Here is a 20,341-nt window from a genome sequence, read left to right as displayed (position 1 = left end):
GGTGACCACCCCCGTCCGGCAGGACCTGGTGGTGCTGAGCCTGGAACCCTGGGACGAGGTCTGGCGCCGCAACCAGCACCTGATCGCCGGACTGCTGCACGACGACCCGGCGCTGCACGTGCTCTTCGTCGAGCCGCCGGTCGACCACCTGCACGATCTGCGCCGTGGCGCCCCGCTCACCCTCGGTCGACGCCTCCGCCCGCTCACCGCCCACGACGGCACGCCCACCGGTCGCGCCTGGGCGTACCGACCGACCAAGTGGCTGCCCCGACGGCTGGCCCCCGGCGCCGACGACCGCCGCGCCCGGGCCGTGCACCGGACGGCGCGCCGACTGGGGATGAGCGACCCGGTGCTCTGGGTGAACGACCCGGACGGCGCGGCGGTGCTGCGGGCCACCGGCTGGCGCTCGCTGTACGACATCACCGACGACTGGCTGCGTGCCGAACGCGACCCGGCCGAGCACCGACGCACCCGGCAGAACGAGGACCTGCTGCTGGCCGACTGCGACGCGGTGGTGGTCTGCTCCCCCGCTTTGGCCCGGAGCAAGGGTGACCGGGTCGGCCGGACGGTCAGCCTGGTGACGAATGCCGTCGACCTAGCCGCCTACCGTCGCCCGATGGCCCGCCCCGGCGACCTGCCGGCCGGCGACTACGCGGTGTACGTCGGCACCCTGCACCCGGACCGGCTGGACCTGGAGGCGTGCCTGCGGCTGGCCGTCGCGCTGCGCACCGCCGGGGCACACCTGGTGCTGGTCGGCCCCGCGCTGCTCGACCCGTTGGACCTGACCCGGCTGGAGGCCGCCGGTGCCGTCGTGCTGGGCGCCCGGGCCGCGGCGGTGGTGCCCGCCTACCTGCAACACGCCGCAGCACTGGTGGTCCCGCACCGGGTGGACGACTTCACCGACTCGCTGGACCCGATCAAGCTCTACGAGTACCTGGCGGTGAACCGGCCGATCGTGAGCACCCCGGTCGCCGGGTTCCGGGACCAGCCGGGCCACCGGGTGATCACCGCCTCGCCGCAGCAGCTCCCGGCCGCCGTGCTCCGGGTGCTCAGCGCGCCGCCGACACCCGGGTCACCGGCCGAGGTCCCGAGCTGGGGCGACCGGGTGCGGCAGATGCGGGACGTCCTGGACCGGGTGCGAGCCGGCACCACACCGCGGTGAGCGCCTCGGCCGTCGCCGTGATCGGGTAGTCGCGCCGCACCCCGAACCACGCCTGTCGCGCGCGGGCGGCTGTCGTCTCCGGGTCCCGCAGCAGCGCCTCGACCGCCGCCGCGAGTCCGGCCACGTCCCCCGGTCGGACCAGGGCACCGCGCGGCTCCGCGTCCCGGGGCAGCACGATCTCGTCCACCCCACCTCCGGCGGTGGCGACCACCGGCACGCCGCGGGCCATCGCCTCGACCACCACCTGGCCGAAGGGCTCCGGGGTCGGGGAGGCGTGCACCATCACGGTGAGCCGGTCCAGCTCGGCCACCGGATCGGCCACCCACCCGGTGAACTCCACCCGGTCGGCCAGCCCGGCTGCCTGGGCCCGCACCTGCTCCGCGTAGTCGGCCTCCGCGAACAGCGCGTCCCCGATCACCCGGAACCGCAGGTCGGGGAACCGGTCGGCCAGCAGGGCGGCGGCCGCCAGGAACTCCCGTTGCCCCTTGGTCGGGCTGATCCTGCCCACGATCCCCACCACCGGTGGCGTCGGGGTCGGCCGGTGGATCGGATCGGGCCCCACCTGCTCCGGCGCCAGTCCTGGATACGCGAGCGTCCACCGGGGCAGCGGCAGCACCGTCGACGCGGTCGCCCGGGAGTTGACCACCACCTCGGTCACCGCATGCCGCGCCAGCCACCGCACCAGCGCCACCACGGGGCGGGGCAGGTAGTCGGCGGCGATCCGGTCGTGCAGGTGCCACACCACCCGGCGACGCACCAGCCGGGCGGCGACCAGCCCGATCAGGTCGGCCTTCAGCGAGGTGCAGTGCACCACGTCGGGCCGCAGCCGACGCAGCGCCCGGGCCAGTCGGAACACGAAGGGCGCCGCCCGCAGCGATCCGAGCCGTCCCACCGCGTGCCGCCCGGTCGCCGCCACCCGGGGATCCAGCGCCAGCACCTCGACCCGTGCGCCGACCGCCCGCAACCGCCCGACCAGCGGCCCCTCGGCGAACAGCAGCACCGTCAGGTCCACCCGGCTCGGATCCAGCGCCGCGACTGTCCGCAGCAGCGCCAGCTCGGCGCCGCCGGTCTGGGCGGTGTGGTCCAGCACCACCACCCGGACCGGGGTCATGGCCGGTGGGTGAAGAACATCGCCGGGCGACCGCGGCCGCCCCCACGGCCGGAGGTGGCGGGCACCCGGGCCTCGGTGCCGGACTCCTCGGGGTCGGCATCCAGCCCCGGCTCGGCATCCAGCCCAGGCTCGGCGTCCCGCTCCGGATCGGCGCGGCCGTCGTCCCGGCCCGTGCCGATGTCCTCGGGCTGCGTCGGCGGTTCCGCGTTCTCCGGCTCGGCCGCCGCCCCGGCGAAGGCATAGCTCGCCTCGTACCCGACCTCGCGTCCGGCAGCCCCGTCCAGGCTCAGCCCGAGCAGCCGGGCGTTGGCGGCTCGCAGCCGGTCGGCGGACTCCTCCACCGACCCGATCCGGGTGTGTCCGACGGTGGCCGCCAGCAGCACCCCGTCGGCGTGCCCGCCCAGGATCGTGGCGTCGGCGGCGACCAGCATCGGCGGTGCGTCGATGATCACCACATCCGCCGCCGCTCGCAGGGTGGCGATCAGCTCGCGCACCCGGTCGCTGGCCAGGAAGTCCGCGGGGTCGAGCTCGGTGCGCAGGGCCGGGTGCACCGCCAGGTGCGGGGTGCCGGTCGGCTGGGCTCCGGCCGCGGCCACCGGCTCGGAGAGCGTGCCGTCCTCGACCACCGGCAGCAGCGCGTTCAACCGGGGCTGACGCAGGTCGCCGGAGAGCACCACCACGCTGCGCCCGGACAGCGCCCAGGACGCTGCCAGGTTCGCCGCCACGAAGGAGCGTGGTGTCTCCAGGTCGGCCGAGGTCACCACGATCACCGCACTGCCGGACTCATTCTCCACCGCCGCCTGCAACGCGGTGCGCAGCTCGCGGACCGACCGGGTGTAGGCGGTGGCCTCCCGGGTGGCGACCGGCAGCACCGCCTCGGACTCCCAGGTCTTCAGCGCCGCGCCGGTGCCGGACAACCGGGCCAGCACCGGCGCCGAGGCGGCCCGGCGCGCAGCACCCGCGGTCCGCACCCGGGTGTCCAGCCCTCGCCGCAGCACCGCCAGGGCGATCCCGACCAGCAGACCGGCCAGCGCGGCGATCGCGTAGACCAGCGACGACGGGATGCTCACCAGCTGTGCGCCGACCGCGTTCTGCAGCACTCGCGCCGGGTTGGCGAGCACCGTCGCCTGCGCCTGCTGGGCGGCCAGGGTCTGGTACTGGTCCATGCTCGCGCCGTACTGCGCCTCCAGCAGGCCGTCCACCGGGTCGGTGCTCGCGGCTCCGGCGACCGCCGCGCTGGCCGCACGGGCGTTGGTGATCGCCTTCTGCTGGCCGTCGATGGTCTTGGCCAGGGCGTCCAGGCGCTGCTGGATGCCGGTCAGGTCCTCGTCGAACTGGGCCTGCAACGCGGCCACGTAGGCGGTGGCCATCGCGTTGGCCGCCGCGGTGGTCGCCTTCGGGTCGGTGCCGGTGGTGTCCACCACCACGGTGTTCGGGTTGTCGACCTGGTACTCGGCGCTGGTGCTGGCCGCCAGATCGCGCCCCCGCACCCCACCGCCGAGTTCCTTCGCGGCCGCCGCCGCCACATCGTCCGAGGTGACCAGGCTGGGGTCCGCCTCGATCCGGATCCCGGCTGCGGCGAGCGTCTCGGCATCGACGATCTGCACGGTGGCCTCGGCCGCGTACTGCGGTTCGGAGTCGGAGACGTAGAGCCACGCCCCGACCCCGGCCGCGACCAGCGCCACCAGCACCAACCATTTGCCGAACCAGATCGTCCGGAGCATCTCCTGCAGGGTCATCGGGTCTCCTGGGTGGGAACGGGGGCGGCGAGGCGGCCCAGTTCGGCATCCGCGACGGCACGCAGCCGAGCGACGAATCGGGGCAGGCCGAAGGACTCGGCATGGGTGCGGAGCAGATCGGCGTCCCAGCTCCGGGTGAGGGCGGTGTCGATGGACGCGGCCATGTCTTCGGGGGTCGGCGTCGCGAAGAACTCGCCGGTCTCCCCGCCGCGCACCGTGTCCAGGTAGCCGCCGTCGTGCAGGACCACCGACGGACGGCCGAAGGCGGCCGCCTCCAGCGGCGACAGGCCGTAGTCCTCGTAGGAGGCAGCGACCAGGGCGGCGCAGTGCCGGTACAGCCAGCGCAGCCGGGCGTCGTCCACCCGGCCGGCCAGCACCACCCCGGGCAGACCGGCTGCCCGGGCGCTCAGCGCCGACCGCTCGGGACCGTCACCGACCACCACCAGCCGTGCGCCGGGGATCCGCCGGACCGCCTCGATCACCACGTCCACGTTCTTGTACGGCAGCAGCCGCGCCACGCACAGCAGGAAGCCGGGCTCGACCGCAGCCATCGGCGACTCCGGTCCGTCCGGCAGCATCGCGGGCGGCGGCGGCAGCACCTCGGCCTCGATCCCGTACACCGCCCGGACCGCCCGTGCGGTGACCGTGGAGTTGGCCAGGTAGCGGTCGGCGGATCGCGCCGCCCGCTGGTCCCAGGCCCGCAACCGAGGGGCGAGAGCGCCCAACGCCCGACCCATCGCCCAGCGCCCGAGACCACCATCGCGGCCCAGATACCGCTCGGCCTGGTAGAGCCAGCGCGCCGGGGCGTGGCAGTAGACCACCTTGCGGCCGGTCACCGGGAAGCCGTGCGCCCAGCCGGTCGACGACGCCAGCACCAGGTCCGCGTCGATCGGGGTCCGGTCCACCGCGCCGGGCAGCAGCGGCAGCGCCCAGCGGTGCGAGCGGCGCAGCACCCCGATCCGGTCCAGCGGAGAGGTGTGCAGATCCAGGTCGCTGAACTCGGGGAATGTGCCGGCCGGGTGGTGCAGCGTGGTGTACATCGGTGCGCCCGGGAACGCGTCCGCCAGCATCAACGCCACCCGTTCGGCGCCGCCGCGCTGGGTCGCGTAGTCGTGGGCCAGCGCGATCTCAGCGGCCGCCATGTCCGCTCACCACCACACCGAGCGTCCGCCACAGGATCATCAGGTCGAAGGCGATCGACCAGTTCTCCACGTAGCGCAGGTCCAGCTTCACCGCTTCCTCCCACGGGAGGTCGGCGCGGCCGCTGACCTGCCACAGTCCGGTCAGGCCGGGCTTGACCAGCAGACGACGGCGGACCGACTCGCGGTACACCGCCACCTCGTGCGGCAGCGGCGGCCGGGGACCGACCAGTGCCATGTCGCCCCGCACGACGTTGAACAGCTGGGGCAGTTCGTCCAGGGAGTGCCGGCGCAGGAAGTGGCCGATCCGGGTGATCCGGGGGTCGTGGTCCAGCTTGAACAGCGGACCGTCGGCCTGGTTCGCGTCCCGGAGCTCGGCGAGCTGCTTCTCCGCGTCGACCACCATGCTGCGGAACTTCAGCATCGAGAACTCGCGGCCCTCCTTGCCGACCCGCACCTGGCGGAACAGCACCGGGCCCGGGCTGGTCACCTTCACCGCGATGGCGATCACCACCAGCACCGGTGCCAGCACCAGCAGACCGCCCAGCGCCGAGGCGGTGTCCACCACCCGCTTGGCCACGATCCGGGAGCGCCGGGCCTCGGCCGCGTTCACGTGGATCAGCGACAGCCCGGCGGTGGGTTCCAGGCTGACCCGCGGCCCGAACACCTCCACGATGCCCGGTGCGACGACCAGCTCGGTGTGGGTGCGCTGCAAGGCCCAGGACAGTCGGCGCAGTGCCTGGCCGGACAGCTCGGACCCGGTGACGATCACCACGTCGAACCGACCGTCGACCGCCACCTGCACCACATCGGAGACCGTGCCCAGCACCGGCACCCCGAGCCCCGGCAGTGGACCGTCGAAGGAAGGCACGCACACACCGGCGATCTGGTACCCGTGCTGCGGCAGCCCGCGCAGGTCCTCGACCACCCCGGTGATCGATCCGGCGTCGCCGACCACCAGGGTGCGGCGCATCGACTCCCCGGCCGCCCGCCGCTTGTGCAGCGACCGGCGGGCCAGGTGCCGGGAGGCGGCCAGCACCAGCACGACCAGGGGCAGCGCGGCGAAGACGATGGTGCGCGGCACGTCGACGTCCGCACCAACTGCCAGCAGCGCCAGCCCGGCGGCCGTCAGCACCCCGCCGCGCAGCACCGCCTCGAACTCCAGGTGCCCGTCGCCGATCACCTGACGGTCGTAGCCGCGCTCGACGGCGGTCATCGCGACGAACAGCACCCCGATCATCACGCCCCAGCTGAGCTGCAACAGGCTCACGCCGTGCATCAGGAACAGCAGGAGGGTCGGGATACCGGTGGCGAGCACCAGGTCACGGGACAGGGTCTCGACCTGGTAGCTGCCGTGCTGGCTGCGCCAGTCCGAGGGCGCGGCGCCGGGCAGCGGCGGCTGGAAGGGCTTGTCCGACGCCCAGGACAGCCGCGGTCCCTGACTGCTCCGCCGCCGGTCGGCCGGATCCAGCGGAAGTCCGCTCGGCGGCGTCTCGACGGCGGTGGCCGGGACCGTGGGATCGGCGGCGCGCGCGGTGCGCGGCACGTCCTGATCGTCGAGCAAGCTCATGGGGACCCCTGAAACCTCGGTGACGCCGCGAGGCTATATCAGCAGGTTTGTCCCAGTCCGCCCTATCTGTCCGTTTTCACCCCTTTCGCACCCGTATGGGTTACTTGGAGTGGAAGCGCAGCTGCGCCTTCTCCAGACCCTCCGTGATCAGCAGCTCCACCGCGTCCGCCGCGTCGTCCAGCAGGAACGGCAGTTCCTTGCGCTCGGCGGCACCGAAGTCCTTCAACACGAAGTCGGCCGGGTCCTGACGCCCCGGCGGTCGCCCCACCCCGACCCGCACCCGCAGGTAGTCCTTGGTGCCCAGGGCCTTGCTGGTGTCCCGCAGGCCGTTGTGGCCGCCCTCGCCACCACCGCGCTTGAGCCGCACGGCGCCGAATGGGATGTCCATCTCGTCGTGGACCATCACCACCCGGTCCGCCGGGATGTCGTAGTACTGCGCCAACCCGGAGACCGGACCACCCGAGGTGTTCATGAACGTGCCCGGCTTCGCCAGCACCGCCCGCGGACCCGGCGCGCCGCCCGGCAGCACGCCGACCCGAACCTCGGCCGTCGCCGCCTGCGGTCGTCGGGACAACAGCCCACCACCCTTGGTGGAGAAGGTGGTCGACACCCGACGGGCCAGCTCGTCCAGCACCATCTGCCCGACGTTGTGCCGGTTCCCGGCGTACTGCGGTCCGGGGTTGCCCAGGCCGACCACCAGCCAGCGTCCCTCGCTCATCGTGCTCCCTCGGAGAATCGGGTCCAGACATGCCGGACGCCCGGCACCTGCACGGTACCGGGCGTCCTGGGTTCGACGCGGAGTGGTCGCCCCACTCAGCACACGCCGGGGCGGATCACTCCGCGGCGGCCTCGGCGGACTCCTCGGCGGCGTCGTCAGCGGCCTCGGAGCGCGGCACGGCGATCGCGACCATGACGATCTCGGCGTCGGTCACCAGCGAGGTGCCCTGCGGCAGGGTCAGGTCGGCGGCGGTGACCTGCGCACCGGCCTCCAGGCCGTCGATGTTCACCTCGACGTGCTGCGGCAGGTGGGTCGCCTCGGCCTCCAGGGCCACGTTCTGGGTCTCCACGATGTGGATGGTGCCGGGGGCGGACTCGCCGACGACGGTCACCGGGACCTCGACCTCGACCTTCTCGCCCTTGCGGACCAGCAGCAGGTCGACGTGCTCGATGATCTGGCGGACCGGGTCACGCTGCACGTCCTTGGCGATCGCCAGGGTGTCGGTGCCGTCCAGCTCGATGGTGAACAGGGCGTTGGCCTGCTTCAGCGCCATCATCGTGGCGTGGCCCGGCAGCGAGACGTGCACCGGGTCGGTGCCGTGCCCGTACAGGACGGCGGGGATCTGGTTGGCCCGGCGCAGACGGCGGGCGGCGCCCTTGCCGAACTCGGAACGGGCGGTGGCGACGAGCTTGACCTCGGACATGATGACTCCTGATGCGTTCTGGTGGCGAAGGCGGTTGGCCTCGACGCGGCACGACAGACGGGGAAACACGGAGGCATCCACCCTGTCGATCACGGACCAGCAGGTCGGCCACTCGGACCGTCCCCGCCCAACGTCCCTCGCCGAGGCAACTTCCCGATCCTACCAGTCCGCCCGGCCCGCTTTCACCCGGCCCGACCGGCTCGCTCCCACCGGCCCCGGTCCCCCGAGCAGCCCCGAGCCGCCCTCCGCGCCCGGGTTCGGCGGCCAGCCGAAGTCGGCAGTACGCGCCCGAAGTCGGCGGTACGCGCCCGAGGTCGGCACTTCGCTAGCCCCGATCGGGGCGGAAGTGCCGACCTCGGTCAGCGCGCCGCGAGGGCGTTCGGTCAGCTGGGCTGGGGCTGGGTCAGGCGCGGCCGTCGAAGAGGGAGGTCACCGAGCCGTCGTCGAAGACCTCGCGGATCGCCCGGCCCAGCAGCGGGGCGATGGACAGCACCGTCAGCTTCGGGAACCGGTGCTCCTCCGGGATCGGCAGGGTGTCGGTCACGATCACCTCGCGGGCACCGCACTGCTGCAACCGGTCGGCGGCCGGGTCGGAGAGCACGCCGTGGGTCGCGGCCACGATCACGTCCTTGGCCCCGGCGTCCAGCAGCACCCGGACCGCACCGGTGATGGTGCCGGCGGTGTCGATCAGGTCGTCGACCAGCACGCAGGTCCGGCCCTCGACGTCGCCGACCACCCGGTTCGCCACGGTCTTGTTCGGCTGGTTGATGTCGCGCGACTTGTGCACGAACGCCAGCGGGCCGCCGCCGAGCTTCTGCGCCCACAGCTCGGCCACCCGGATGCGCCCGGCGTCCGGGGACACCACGGTCACGTTCTGCACGTCGACCCGGCTGCGCACGTAGTCGGTCAGGATCGGCATCGCCCACAGGTGGTCCACCGGGCCGTCGAAGAAGCCCTGGATCTGCGCGGCGTGCAGGTCGACGCTCATCAGCCGGTCGGCACCGGCGGTCTTGAACAGGTCGGCCATCAGCCGGGCCGAGATCGGCTCACGCCCACGGTGCTTCTTGTCCTGCCGGGCGTAGCCGTAGAACGGGGCGATCACGGTGATGGTCTTGGCCGATGCCCGCTTGAGCGCGTCCACCATCAGCAGGTGTTCCATCACCCACTGGTTGATCGACGCCGCGTGGCTCTGCAGCGCGAACACGTCAGCGCCACGGACCGACTCGGCGAAGCGCACGTAGATCTCGCCGTTGGCGAAGTCGTACGCCGTGGTGGGCAGGAGCTCGGTGTCCAGGCTCTCCGCCACCGCGGTGGCCAGCTCGGGGTGTGCCCGCCCGGACACCAGGACGAGGCGCTTCTCCTCGGTCTGCTCGATCGACCCAGTCATCGTGCGTTGTCCTCCGTGGCGGTGTCGTGCTTCTTCGGGCTGTGCTGCGGCAGTTCCGGCGGCGGGGTGGGCGCCTGGGTGCTGGCCGCCTGGCCGGCACGCTCGCGCTCGGCCCGCGCCTGCGGGGACAGCCCGGCATCCGGGTCCACGGCGGCGGCAGCGGCGTCGGCCGCCGGGGTGCCGGGGCGGTTGCGCACCACCCAGCCGTCGATGTTCCGCTGCGACCCTGCACTGACCGCCAGGGCGCCGGAGGGCACGTCGTGCCGGATCACCGAACCGGCACCGGTGTAGGCACCGTCGCCCACCGTGACCGGCGCGACGAACATGTTGTCCGACCCGGTGCGGGCGTAGGAGCCGATGGTGGTGCGGTGCTTGCGCACACCGTCGTAGTTCACGAACACGCTGGCGGCGCCGATGTTCGTCTCCACGCCGATCGTGGCGTCACCGACGTAGGACAGGTGCGGCACCTTGGACCCGGCGCCGATCTCGGCGTTCTTGGTCTCGACGAAGGTGCCGATCTTGCCCCGCTCGCCGAGCACGGTGCCCGGGCGCAGGTAGGCGAACGGCCCGACCAGCGCGTCCTCGCCGATCACCGCGAGCGACCCGTGGGTGCGGATGATCGTGGCGCGGTCGTGCACCTCGACGTCGGTCAGCGTGGTGTCCGGGCCGATGGTCGCGCCCGCACCGATGCTGGTCGCCCCGTGCAGCTGGGTGCCGGGCAGCAGGGTGACGTCGCGGGACAGGTCCACGTCCACGTCGATCCAGGTGGTGGCCGGGTCGACGATGGTCACGCCCTCGCGCATCCAGTCGTCCAGGATCCGGCGGTTCAGCTCGGCACGCAGGACGGCCAGCTGGGCCCGGTCGTTGACGCCCTCGACCAGCACCGGGTCGTCGGTGCGCAGAGCACGGACCCGGCCACCGTCGGTGCGGGCGATCTGGATCACGTCGGTGAGGTAGACCTCGCCCTGGGCGTTGTCCCGGCCGAGTCGGCCGAAGGCGCCGCGCAGGACGGCCGCGTCGAAGACGTACACCGAGGAGTTGATCTCGGTGACGGCGCGCTGCTCAGGAGTGGCGTCCTTCTCCTCGACGATCGACTCCAGGTCACCCTCGGCGCCGCGGATGATCCGGCCGTACCCGGTCGGCTCCGGCACCTCGGTGGTCAGCACGGTGACGGCGTTGCCGTCGGCCGCGTGCGCCGCCAGGAGCTCGGCCAGCGTCTCGCCGTCCAGCAGCGGGATGTCACCGGCCAGCACCACCACCGGGCCCTCCACCAGCACCCCGGCGGCGGAACCGGGCTGGCCCGGACCGTCCTCGCGGGAGGCGGCGTCGGCCTGGGCGGCGGAGTCCAGCACCGAGAGCGCGCACTGCACGGCGCGGCCGGTGCCGGGGATCTCGTCCTGGTCGGCGATCAGGACGGCGGAGTCCAGCGACCGGGCGTGCTCGGCGACCCGATCACGCTCGTGCCGGACCACCACCGCGGTGCGCAACGGGTCCAGCGCCTGCGCGGCGGCCAGCGCATGACCGAGCATGCTCCGGCCCGCGAGGGTGTGCAGGACCTTGGGGGTGGACGACTTCATCCGGGTGCCCTCGCCTGCGGCGAGGACCACGACCGCAGCGGGGCGGGGGGTGGTCACCTGTGGGTGCTCCCGTCGATTCTGCCCGCGACCCGAGACGGTCACGAGAGTGGGATGGCGTGCGTTCACGCACTCTACCGCCGCTGCCGATGCGTTCCGTGCCCGAAGGTCCGACGATGGAACTTCAGCGACCGGCGCGACTCGCCGCCGGGGACCCGACACCGGGAGCGTCACCATGACCGATCGGTCCTTTCCCACGGTGGTCCAGACCGTCCTGGACACCACGGATCCGCGCGGGCTCGCCGAGTTCTACCGCGCACTGCTCGGCCTGAGCTACCGACCCGGCGACGAGCCACCGGCCGACGGTGAGCCGGATCCGAACGGCGCCGACTGGCTGGTGCTGACCGGCGCCGTCCCGCTCGCCTTCCAGTACGTGCCGGAGCTGGCGGCCACGACCTGGCCCGACCCGGATGTCCCGCAGCAGCTGCACCTCGACATCACCGTGACCAGCACCGACGAGCTCGATCAGCACAGTCGACGGGCGGTCGAGCTCGGCGCCCGGCTGCTGCGGGACCGGTCGGACGATCCGGAGGAGCCCCTGCGGGTGTTCGCCGATCCGGCCGGACACCCGTTCTGCCTGTTCGTCGGCTGACGATTCGGGACCTTCGACCTCTCCAGTCGACCGGGCACAGGTGGCACCACCCCGGCCCGGAACCGGTGAGCGGAACCGGGTGCTCCGGCGCCCTCATCACCCGGACGGCCCGCGCCGATACGCCCGCCATGCCACCCGCACGCCGCGGTCAGCGCGGCCCCGCCCCGACCGGCGTCGAACGCACCTTCGGCCCGGAGGAGATCATCGTCTCCAAGACCGATCCGCGCGGAGTGATCACCTACGCCAACGACGTCTTCGTCCGGGTCGCCGGGTACCCGGAACCGGAGATCCTGGGTGCGCCGCACAACCTGATCCGGCACCCGGAGATGCCCCGGGCGGTGTTCCAGCTGATGTGGGACGTGATCGGCGCGGGCGACGAGCTCTTCGCCTACGTGCTCAACCTGGCGGCCGATGGTGGGCACTACTGGGTGTTCGCGCACGTCACACCGACCCTGGACCCGGCAGGCCGGATCACCGGCTACCACTCGAACCGCCGCTGGGTGCCGCCGGCCACCCGCCGCACCGTCGCCACCCTCTACCGGACGGTGCTCGCCGCCGAGCAGTCGGCCTCGGGGAGCCGGGACGCGGTCGCCGCCGGGACGGCCGCCCTCACCACCGCCCTGCACGAGGCAGGCACCGACTACGACGCCTGGGTCTGGTCGCTGGCTGCCGCCGACGAACTGGCGGCGGTGACCCGATGAGCGCCGCCACCGACCGGAGCGGCACCGCCGATCTGGACGCGATCGCCACCTTCTGCGAGCGCCTGGCCCAGGGCGACCTGGAAGTCCGGTTGCCCCCGCTGTCCGACTCCCCCGAGGTGCAGCGCGCCCGCACCGGACTCAACCGGGTCGCCGACCTGATCGACGCCTACGTCCGCGAGTCGCAGGCCACCCTGACCGCGGCCGGTGCGGGCAGGTTCCACCGCAGGTTCCTGCGCCGCGGGATGCCCGGCGCGTTCCGGTCCGGTGCGGCCCGGATCGACGCCGCCCGGTCGGCGCTGCAACGGGCCGCCGAGCAGACCGCCCGCGAACAGGCCGAACGCGCGGCGCTGGCCGAACGCCTGGTGCTGATCGCCGCCGGGGTCGCCGACGCTGCACACAGCCTGGCGGTCTCCGCGACCTCGCTGTCCGCCTCCGCCCGCGCAGCGGCCGACGCCACCGAGGGCTCCCGGTCCACCGTCACCTCGCTGACCGACACCTCCGCGCAGATCAAGGACGCGGTCGGCCTGGTCAAGACCATCGCCGGGCGCACCCGCCTGCTCGCACTGAACGCCGCGATCGAGGCCGCCCGCGCCGGGGAGGCCGGCCGTGGTTTCGCCGTGGTCGCCGCCGAGGTGCGCACCTTGGCGGACGAGTCGGCCGGCCGCTCCGACGACATCGCCGACCACGTCACCGCCGCGATGACCGCCGCCACCGAGGCCGGGCACACCATCGAGCAGATCGGCGCGCTGGTCGCCGGGATGACGGATCAGGTCGCGGCCGTGGCGGCATCGGCGGGTGGCGGCGACGGCGAGGGGCTGGCCGAGATGGCGGAGACGCTGCGGGTGGAGATCACCCGGTTCGCGACGTTGCACTAGGGCTCCGCCCCCAGGATTCGAACCCGGACCTCAAGGCACCAAAGGCCTGTGTGCTGCCATTACACCAGGGCGGACCGCACAGCCGACCGCGTCGATGTGCGACACCAGTCTGCCAGGCCACACCGCGGGCGGATGCCAGGACCACGGTCCCGCCATCCCTGGCAAGATGACCCGATGGCCAACCAGACCCGTCCCGCCGCTCGGGCGTCCAAGCCGCGGATGACCGCGGCCGAACGGCGCGAGCAGTTGCTGGACGTCAGTCGCCGGCTGTTCGCGGAGAAGGGTTTCGACGGCACCTCGGTGGAGGAGATCGCCGCGCGGGCGAAGGTGTCCAAGCCGGTGGTGTACGAGCACTTCGGCGGCAAGGAGGGCATCTACGCGGTGGTGGTCGACCGCGAGATCCGGGCGCTCACCGATGCGCTGAACGGTGCCCTGGAGAAGGGGCATCACCCGAAGGTGCTGGTCGAACGCTCGGCGTTGGCGCTTCTCAGCTACATCGAGGAGAACGAGGACGGCTTCCGCATCCTGGTGCGCGACTCCCCGGTCGCGCAGGCCACCGGCACGTTCTCCAGTCTGATCGGGGACGTGGCGACCCAGGTCGAACACCTGCTGGCGGCGCAGTTCAAGAAGTCGCACCTGGACCCGCGCACCGCACCGATCTATGCCCGGATGCTGGTCGGGATGGTCGCCCTGACCGGGCAGCACTGGTTGGACGCCCGCTCGCCGGAGAAGGCCGACGTCGCGGCGAACCTGGTCAACCTGGCGTGGAACGGCCTGTCCGGGCTGGAGCGTCGTCCCCAGCTCTCCGACCAGCACGGGTAGCCTCCCGCCATGCCCGAGGAGCTGCCGGTGGACGAGGTCGACCGGATCGTCGACGCCTGGGCCCGGGAGCGCCCCGACCTGGACGTCACCCCGCTGACCGTGCTGTCCCGGGTGACCCGCCTGTCCCGGCACCTGGATCTGGCTCGGCGCCGGGCGTTCGCGTTGCACCGGCTGGAGCCGTGGGAGTTCGACGTGCTCTCGGCGCTGCGCCGGGCCGGGTCGCCGTACCGACTCTCCCCCGGTGCCCTGCTCACCCAGACCCTGGTGACCAGCGGGACGATGACCAACCGGATCGACCGGCTGGCTGCCCGGTCACTGGTGGAACGGCAGCCGTCGCCGGAGGACCGGCGCGGGGTGCTGGTCAGCCTCACCGAGGAGGGGCTGGCCCGGGTGGACGCGGCGATGACCAGCCTGCTCGACATCGAACGCGACCTGCTGGCCGACCTGCCGGACGGGGACCGGGAGCGCCTGGCCGACCTGCTGCGCACCCTGGTCCTGCCCTTCGACGCATGAGAACGGCCGGCCACCCGCGAGGGTGACCGGCCGTCCAGCACTGCGGGCGCTGCTCAGCCCTTGAGGGCCTCGCTCAGCTTCACCCGACGTCCGGTGCGCAGCACCGAGCGCTCGTAGATCCGGGCGCCGATCGCGGTGACCCCCCAGGCCGACAGGGCCAGGATCACCAGGGACAGCAGCGGCTCCCACCAGGCGGCGGTGCCGAGGAACAGCCGGACCGGCATCCCCACCGGGGCGCTGAACGGGACGTAGCTCATCACCGCGAGCACGACCTCGTTCGAGTTGAAGAAGATGACCAGGAAGTACGGGATCATCACCAGGTACATCACCGGGGTGAGCACGGCTCCGGTGTCCTCGGTCCGGGAGACCAGCGATGCGGCGGCGGCGAACATCGCGGCCAGCAGCACGAACCCGACCAGGAAGAACACCACGAACCAGGCCACCGGAGCGCCGATCAGGCTCAGCACGTCGTCCTGTCCGGTCACCACCAGGCCGATCACGGCGACGGCGGCGATCGCGGCGGTCTGACCGAAGGCCAGGATGCTGTTGCCGATCACCTTGCCGGCCAGCAGCGCGCGGGGCGGCACCGCCGACAGCAGGATCTCCACGATCCGGGACTGCTTCTCCTGCACCGTGTTCTGCGCGATCGTGCTGCCGAAGGTCAGCGAGGCGAACATGAACACCAGGCCGAAGGCCAGCGACACCAGGTAGCGCAGCCCCTCGCTGGTGGTGGGCTCGTCCAGCAGCTCCACCGGCGGGGTGACCGCGAGCGCCGACACCACGTCGGAGGGCGCCGATTCCTTGCCGACCACCACGACGCCCAGCGGGTTGTCGTCGGTGTCCGGATCCGGCAGCAGGGCCGCGGACACCTCTTCGTCCTCGACCAGCTGACGGGCGGCGGCGTCGTCCGCGGCGTCGACGGCCTCGATGCCGTCCACGCCGGCGATCAGCTCGGCGGTGGCCGGGACCACGGCCACCTTGGTGTCCGACCCGAGCTTGTCGCCCAGCACGCTGGACAGGATGATCCCGGCCAGGATCAGCACCAGCATCACCACGGTGGAGATGATGAAGGCCTTGCTGCGCACCTGGGTGGTGACCTCGCGCTCGGCCACCAGCATGGTGTTCTGCAGCATCGTCGGCGTCGCCGGGCGCTGCTTCGGGGTGGGGGTGCTCATCGGGCTGCCTCCTCGTCGTTGCGCACCTCGTCGGTGACGATGTCGCGGAAGATCTCGGCCAGGCGCGGACGCACCGGGCTGAACGACTGCACCGGGGCCGACTCCAACGCGGTCCGCAGCACCTGCTGGGCGACCTGCTCGTCGGCGTCGAACAGGGCGTAGCCGCCGTCGAACTCCCGCACCTGCACCCCCGGCTGGGTGCGCAGCCAGCCCATGTCACCACCGGAGTGGATCTCGAACCGGGACTCCGCGTACTGGTCGCGCAGTTCCTCACGACCACCGGCGGCGCGGATCTGCCCGCCGGCGATCACGACCACGTCGTCGCAGAGCCGCTCGACCACGTCCAGCTGGTGCGAGCTGAACAGCACCGGCACCCCCTGCGCCGCGTACTCGCTGAGGACGTTCAGCACCACGTCGACCGCCATCGGGTCCAGACCGGAGAACGGCTCGTCCAGGATCAGCACCTCGGGGTCGTGCACCAGCGCCGCCGCGATCTGCGCCCGCTGCTGGTTGCCCAGCGAGAGGTCGTCGACCGGGTCGTTCAGCCGCTCACCCAGGCCGAGCCGGGTCAGCAGGTCGGTGGCCTTGGTGGTCGCGGTGCGCTTGTCGTATCCGTGCAGCCGGGCCAGGTAGGCGATCTGCTCGACGATCTTCATCTTCGGGTACAGCCCGCGCTCCTCCGGCATGTAGCCGAAGGACCGGCGCTGCTCGTCGCCGAGCGGCGCGCCGTCCAGGGTCACGGTGCCCGCGTCGGAGGAGAGCACTCCGAGGATGATCCGCATGGTGGTGGTCTTCCCGGCGCCGTTGCCGCCGACGAAGCCGGTGAGCTTGCCGCGCTGCACGGTGAAGCCCACATCGTCGAGGACCAGTCGGTCGCCGAATGACCGGCGGATGCCGCTCAGCTCTAGCACGCTGAACTCCTGTCGTCGTGATGGGTGGTGCTGATGACACGACGCTAGGCCGGGACCGACACCCACCACCTCCGGCCTAGGACGGATTTGTCCGCGCCGCCCCGACACTCGACCTCCCCCGCAAGGCGGAGACCGACCACGACGGTGCGACGCCGTGCTGCGCATCGCCCCGATCGGTTCAGGCGCCGACACCTCGACGGGTGGGGGCCGTCACCCCATGGGGGTGCCGGCGCGCAGGAAGGCGACGGCAGCGGGTGCCGCGCTACTGCTGGACAGCGAGCCGTGAGCACCGTCCGGCAGAGTCAGAAGGGATCCGCCCAACGACTGGTGCGCCCGCTCGGCCCACACCGCCGGGGTGGTGATCTCGGTCGCATGCGCCACGATCTGCAGGCCGTCGTGCCCCCCTGCCTCCGGGGCCACCGGTTCCGGAGCGAACGGCCAGCCGGCACACACGCTGGTGCCGGGGAGGTCGCCGGAGAGCGGGTGGGCGATCCGCTCCTGCGGGTCGAGCCCGAAGCGCGCCGACCGCGCTTCGTGGGACGACCACACCGTTCGCGGGTCGTCGGCACCGGTGTACGCGTTGCAGGTGAAGGCGGTACGCGCGGTGAAGTCGATCGGCCGGTACCCGATGTCCGCGGTCGTTCCGTCCGGCTGTTCCGGATCGGGCTCACCGAATGTGGCGACCGCTGCGGCGATATCGTCCAGCGCGGCCTCGGCGTCCTGCCGTGGATCGGTGACGCTGTCCAGCAGCATGCGCCCGACCCGATCCGGGAACGCCGACAGGTACGCCATTCCGAGCTCGGTGCCCCAGGACGTGCCGTAGTAGTCGATCGTGTCCTCCCCGAGGGCCGACCGCACCAGGTCCAGGTCCCGGGCGGCGTTCTGCGTGGTCAAGGAGGCCAGCAGTGGGCCGTCGGACTCGGCACAGGCAGCGTTGGCCGCCGCCACGTCAGCCGAGTACGACAGCGCGACCTCCTCGGAGACGGTGTCGACCTCGGGCGCCTGCACGTCGATCAGCTCCGGGCAGTGGAGTGTGGTCGATCCGCCGGTGCCCCGCACATCGATCCCGACGATGGTCCGGTCCTCGGCCAACGCTGCCATCCCCGAATCGGCGATCACCGCCGGCAGGGTCCGCCCCTCCACCCCGGGGCCGCCCGGGTTGGTGACCACGACCCCTTGACTGGTCCTGGTGGGCAGGAGCCGGCTGACCGCGAGGGTCAGGGTGCCTGCTGCCGGGTCGCGGTAGTCCAGCGGAACCGTGAGCTCCCCGCACTCCAACCGGTCCTGCCAGCCGGCGAGCGCCGACGGCGTGTCGACGAGCGCGCTGAACTCCCGCACCTGATCGACGAGCATGTCGCACGTCCCCCAGCGGACCGTCCCGTCGTCGGTCGACGTGGCATGGGGGACGGGCGTCGTCCCACATCCGGCGAGGAGAGCACCGATTGCGGGGATGGCGAGAAGTGGAGTGAGGCGTCGCATGCAGCCATGGCACACCTCGGCCTCGCGGTACGGCGTCCGACCATGGGAGGAATCGTGTCCGCTCAGGGTCGGTCGCCGGTCCTAGGTACTGGACGACCGGGGGTCTAGGTGGTCAGCTGCCCAACCCGTTCCGATACGCGAACACCACCGCCTGCACCCGGTCCCGCAGCCCCAGCTTGGTCAGCACGTTGGACACGTGGGTCTTCACCGTCGCGCGGCCCAGCACCAGTTCGGCGGCGATCTCGTCGTTGCTCAGCCCGCGCGCGACCAGTTGCAGCACCTCGGTCTCCCGCTCGGTGAGCTGCTCGACCGCCACCGGGCAGGGCTCGGGCCCCGGCTGTTCGGCGGCGCCGCTGCCCATCGCGCGGGCGATCACCGACCGGGTCACCTCGGGCGAGAGCAGCGCGTCCCCGGCGGCCACGGCCCGGACGGCGTCGGCGAGCTGTTCCGGGCGGGAGTTCTTCAGCAGGAACCCGGACGCCCCGGCGGCGAGCGCCTCGACCAGGTAGTCCTCCCGGTTGAAGGTGGTGAGCACCAGGATCGCGGTGTCCAGGTCGGCGTCGGCGCGGATCTGCCGGGTGGCCTCGATGCCGTCCATCTCGGGCATCTGGACGTCCATGCAGATCACATCGGGTCGCAGCTCGCGGGCCAGGTCGACCGCCTCGCGCCCGGTGGAGGCCTGGCCGACCACGGTGAGGTCGTCGGCGGAGTCCAGGATGGTGGCCAGGGCTGCGCGCAGGAGCGCCTGGTCGTCGGCGAGCAGCACTCGGATCTCGGTCATCGGTCGTCCCGCTCTCGCATCGTGGCGAGCGGCACTCGCGCCCGCACCAGGTATCCGCCGCGACCACGCGGTCCGGCTTCCAGGGTGCCGCCGTCGGCGGCCGCACGTTCCCGCATCCCGACCTGGCCCAGGCCGCTGCCGCCGGTGCGGGCGCGGCGGGTCAGCCCACCGCCGTCGTCGGTGACCTCGAGCTCGACGGCGTCCTCGGCGTAGCGCAGCCGGACGTCGGCCCGGGCTCCGACGCCCGCGTGCTTGCGGGTGTTGGTCAGTGCCTCCTGCGCGATCCGGTACAGGTTCAGGGACACCAGCGGCGGCAGGGGCCGGGGGTCGCCGATCACCTGGAAGCTGGCCCGCACCCCACCCTCGTTCGAGTGGTCGACCAGCGTCGGCAGCTGCTCCACCGAGAGGGAGGCGACGGCGGCACCGGAGGTCACCGGTGCGCCCGCCTCGCGCAGCGTGCCGAGCACGCCCTGCAGTTCACGGATCGCGTCCCGGGCCGAGTCCTCGACCTGCTCCAACGCCTCGGCGGCCTTGGCCGGATCGGCGGCGAGCAGCACCCGAGCCGCCCCCGCCTGCACCCCCATCAGCGAGACGTGATGGGCGACGGCGTCGTGCAGTTCCCGCGCCAGGCGGAGTCGTTCCAGGGCGACCGCCTGTTCCTCGACCACCCGGCGCTCGGCGACCAGCTGCTCGCCACGCCAGGCGGTGCGCGCCCGGTCCCGCGCGGCGTTCCACGCGTGGTCGCCGAAGTACCAGGCACCCGCGAAGTACAGGATGTTGGTCAGCACCTGGCTCATCAGGTACGCGGCCATCGGGGAGAACGCCCCGGCGCGGGACAGTCCGGGGATCGCGTCCGGGTCGGTCACCGACTGGAAGATCGTGACCAGCAGCCACAGGAACATCGCGGTGACGACCACCGCCCGCACCCAGAACGCCCGCGTCCGGCGGGTCTCCCAGGCACCGACGGTGTAGATCGACATGAACAACGCGATGTTCACGAACAGCGTCTCGGAGACCTGCAGGCTGGCGGTGACGACGAACATCACGGCGCAGATCCCGGCCACCAGCGACGGCGACCGACGCCGGAACGCGAGCGGGAAGATCGTCGCCACCAGGCAGGCCACCGCCACCGGCCCGGAGGCCGGCTCGTCGTAGAGACCGACCACCTGCCACAGCGCCAGATCCAGCACGGCGCCGACGAACAGCACCGCGGCGATCAACAGGTCGGCGCGGAACTGGTCCTGGGTCAGCGCTGCGCGGCGCCAGCGTGGGTCGTCCGGGTTCAGGGTGGGCGGCACCCGGACACGGTAACGAGTCCCGGGTGCCGCC

At 72.6% G+C, this 20,341-nt stretch carries 19 protein-coding genes and 1 tRNA gene; 6 read left to right on the top strand and 14 right to left on the bottom strand.

Going from position 1 to position 20,341, the window contains the following annotated elements; translation table 11 throughout:
* Position 1: 1 nt before the first annotated feature.
* Entirely contained in the window at positions 2-1,162 is a 1,161-nt protein-coding gene (locus HGK68_RS02945) for a glycosyltransferase (protein ID WP_246260540.1), read from the top strand.
* Here the strand turns inward: HGK68_RS02945 and HGK68_RS02940 are convergent.
* The 8 genes from HGK68_RS02940 to glmU all read right to left on the bottom strand — a co-directional run bounded on the left by HGK68_RS02940 (position 1,050) and on the right by glmU (position 11,163).
* Entirely contained in the window at positions 1,050-2,273 is a 1,224-nt protein-coding gene (locus HGK68_RS02940) for a glycosyltransferase family 4 protein (RefSeq protein WP_169164607.1), read from the bottom strand. The two genes, HGK68_RS02945 and HGK68_RS02940, sit on opposite strands and share 113 nt — an antisense overlap.
* The gene (locus HGK68_RS02935; RefSeq protein ID WP_169164606.1) at positions 2,270-4,012 is read right to left on the bottom strand and encodes a Wzz/FepE/Etk N-terminal domain-containing protein; all 1,743 of its coding nucleotides are present in this window, start codon (positions 4,010-4,012) and stop codon (positions 2,270-2,272) included. Before HGK68_RS02935 ends, HGK68_RS02940 begins: the two co-directional genes overlap by 4 nt.
* Positions 4,009-5,154: a glycosyltransferase gene (locus HGK68_RS02930; RefSeq protein WP_169164605.1), complete on the bottom strand. Its 1,146-nt coding sequence runs from the start codon at positions 5,152-5,154 to the stop codon at positions 4,009-4,011. Before HGK68_RS02930 ends, HGK68_RS02935 begins: the two co-directional genes overlap by 4 nt.
* Positions 5,141-6,721 carry a sugar transferase gene (locus tag HGK68_RS02925; protein WP_169164604.1) on the bottom strand — a complete coding sequence of 527 codons (1,581 nt, stop codon included), beginning with the start codon at positions 6,719-6,721 and terminating at the stop codon, positions 5,141-5,143. Before HGK68_RS02925 ends, HGK68_RS02930 begins: the two co-directional genes overlap by 14 nt.
* Before the next feature lie 100 nt (positions 6,722-6,821).
* A complete protein-coding gene (gene pth, locus HGK68_RS02920; RefSeq protein ID WP_169164603.1) occupies positions 6,822-7,439 on the bottom strand; it encodes an aminoacyl-tRNA hydrolase in 618 nt (205 codons plus the stop codon).
* A gap of 115 nt (positions 7,440-7,554) precedes the next feature.
* The gene (locus HGK68_RS02915; RefSeq protein WP_169164602.1) at positions 7,555-8,142 is read right to left on the bottom strand and encodes a 50S ribosomal protein L25/general stress protein Ctc; all 588 of its coding nucleotides are present in this window, start codon (positions 8,140-8,142) and stop codon (positions 7,555-7,557) included.
* Between the two features lie 403 nt (positions 8,143-8,545).
* Entirely contained in the window at positions 8,546-9,529 is a 984-nt protein-coding gene (locus HGK68_RS02910; RefSeq protein WP_169164601.1) for a ribose-phosphate diphosphokinase, read from the bottom strand.
* Complete coding sequence (gene glmU / locus HGK68_RS02905; RefSeq protein WP_169164600.1) at positions 9,526-11,163, bottom strand: bifunctional UDP-N-acetylglucosamine diphosphorylase/glucosamine-1-phosphate N-acetyltransferase GlmU; 1,638 nt, start codon at positions 11,161-11,163, stop codon at positions 9,526-9,528. Before glmU ends, HGK68_RS02910 begins: the two co-directional genes overlap by 4 nt.
* Before the next feature lie 175 nt (positions 11,164-11,338).
* Between glmU and HGK68_RS02900 the strand changes: the two genes are divergently transcribed.
* From HGK68_RS02900 to HGK68_RS02890, 3 genes are all read left to right on the top strand, one after another.
* Positions 11,339-11,755 carry a VOC family protein gene (locus HGK68_RS02900; protein ID WP_169164599.1) on the top strand — a complete coding sequence of 139 codons (417 nt, stop codon included), beginning with the start codon at positions 11,339-11,341 and terminating at the stop codon, positions 11,753-11,755.
* A gap of 128 nt (positions 11,756-11,883) precedes the next feature.
* Entirely contained in the window at positions 11,884-12,456 is a 573-nt protein-coding gene (locus HGK68_RS02895; protein WP_169164598.1) for a PAS domain-containing protein, read from the top strand.
* Positions 12,453-13,331 carry a methyl-accepting chemotaxis protein gene (locus tag HGK68_RS02890; protein WP_206155789.1) on the top strand — a complete coding sequence of 293 codons (879 nt, stop codon included), beginning with the start codon at positions 12,453-12,455 and terminating at the stop codon, positions 13,329-13,331. The genes HGK68_RS02895 and HGK68_RS02890 overlap by 4 nt, the downstream gene beginning before the upstream one ends.
* A 2-nt stretch (positions 13,332-13,333) precedes the next feature.
* On the opposite strand, the gene HGK68_RS02885 is transcribed toward HGK68_RS02890, so the two are convergent.
* Positions 13,334-13,405: transfer RNA gene (locus HGK68_RS02885), tRNA-Gln, on the bottom strand.
* A gap of 145 nt (positions 13,406-13,550) precedes the next feature.
* Here HGK68_RS02885 and HGK68_RS02880 point away from each other — a divergent pair.
* Positions 13,551-14,153: a TetR/AcrR family transcriptional regulator gene (locus tag HGK68_RS02880; RefSeq protein ID WP_169166913.1), complete on the top strand. Its 603-nt coding sequence runs from the start codon at positions 13,551-13,553 to the stop codon at positions 14,151-14,153.
* 9 nt (positions 14,154-14,162) lie between these two features.
* Entirely contained in the window at positions 14,163-14,666 is a 504-nt protein-coding gene (locus tag HGK68_RS02875) for a MarR family winged helix-turn-helix transcriptional regulator (RefSeq protein ID WP_169164597.1), read from the top strand.
* Between the two features lie 53 nt (positions 14,667-14,719).
* Here the strand turns inward: HGK68_RS02875 and HGK68_RS02870 are convergent, their stop codons facing one another.
* The 5 genes from HGK68_RS02870 to HGK68_RS02850 all read right to left on the bottom strand — a co-directional run bounded on the left by HGK68_RS02870 (position 14,720) and on the right by HGK68_RS02850 (position 20,310).
* Entirely contained in the window at positions 14,720-15,841 is a 1,122-nt protein-coding gene (locus tag HGK68_RS02870; RefSeq protein WP_169164596.1) for an ABC transporter permease, read from the bottom strand.
* Positions 15,838-16,752, bottom strand: a complete 915-nt coding sequence (locus HGK68_RS02865) for an ABC transporter ATP-binding protein (RefSeq protein WP_169164595.1) — start codon at positions 16,750-16,752, stop codon at positions 15,838-15,840. The genes HGK68_RS02870 and HGK68_RS02865 overlap by 4 nt, the downstream gene beginning before the upstream one ends.
* A 210-nt stretch (positions 16,753-16,962) precedes the next feature.
* On the bottom strand, positions 16,963-18,105 hold the full coding sequence (locus HGK68_RS02860; RefSeq protein ID WP_169164594.1) for an alpha/beta fold hydrolase: 1,143 nt from the start codon (positions 18,103-18,105) through the stop codon (positions 16,963-16,965).
* A gap of 238 nt (positions 18,106-18,343) precedes the next feature.
* Positions 18,344-19,012: a response regulator gene (locus HGK68_RS02855; protein ID WP_169164593.1), complete on the bottom strand. Its 669-nt coding sequence runs from the start codon at positions 19,010-19,012 to the stop codon at positions 18,344-18,346.
* Complete coding sequence (locus HGK68_RS02850; RefSeq protein WP_246260538.1) at positions 19,009-20,310, bottom strand: sensor histidine kinase; 1,302 nt, start codon at positions 20,308-20,310, stop codon at positions 19,009-19,011. Before HGK68_RS02850 ends, HGK68_RS02855 begins: the two co-directional genes overlap by 4 nt.
* Positions 20,311-20,341: the final 31 nt, after the last annotated feature.

Origin of the sequence: Cellulomonas taurus, assembly GCF_012931845.1 — a bacterium.
GTDB classification, from domain to species: Bacteria; Actinomycetota; Actinomycetes; order Actinomycetales; family Cellulomonadaceae; genus Cellulomonas; species Cellulomonas taurus.
This window is presented reverse-complemented; position numbering and strand designations above follow the sequence as displayed.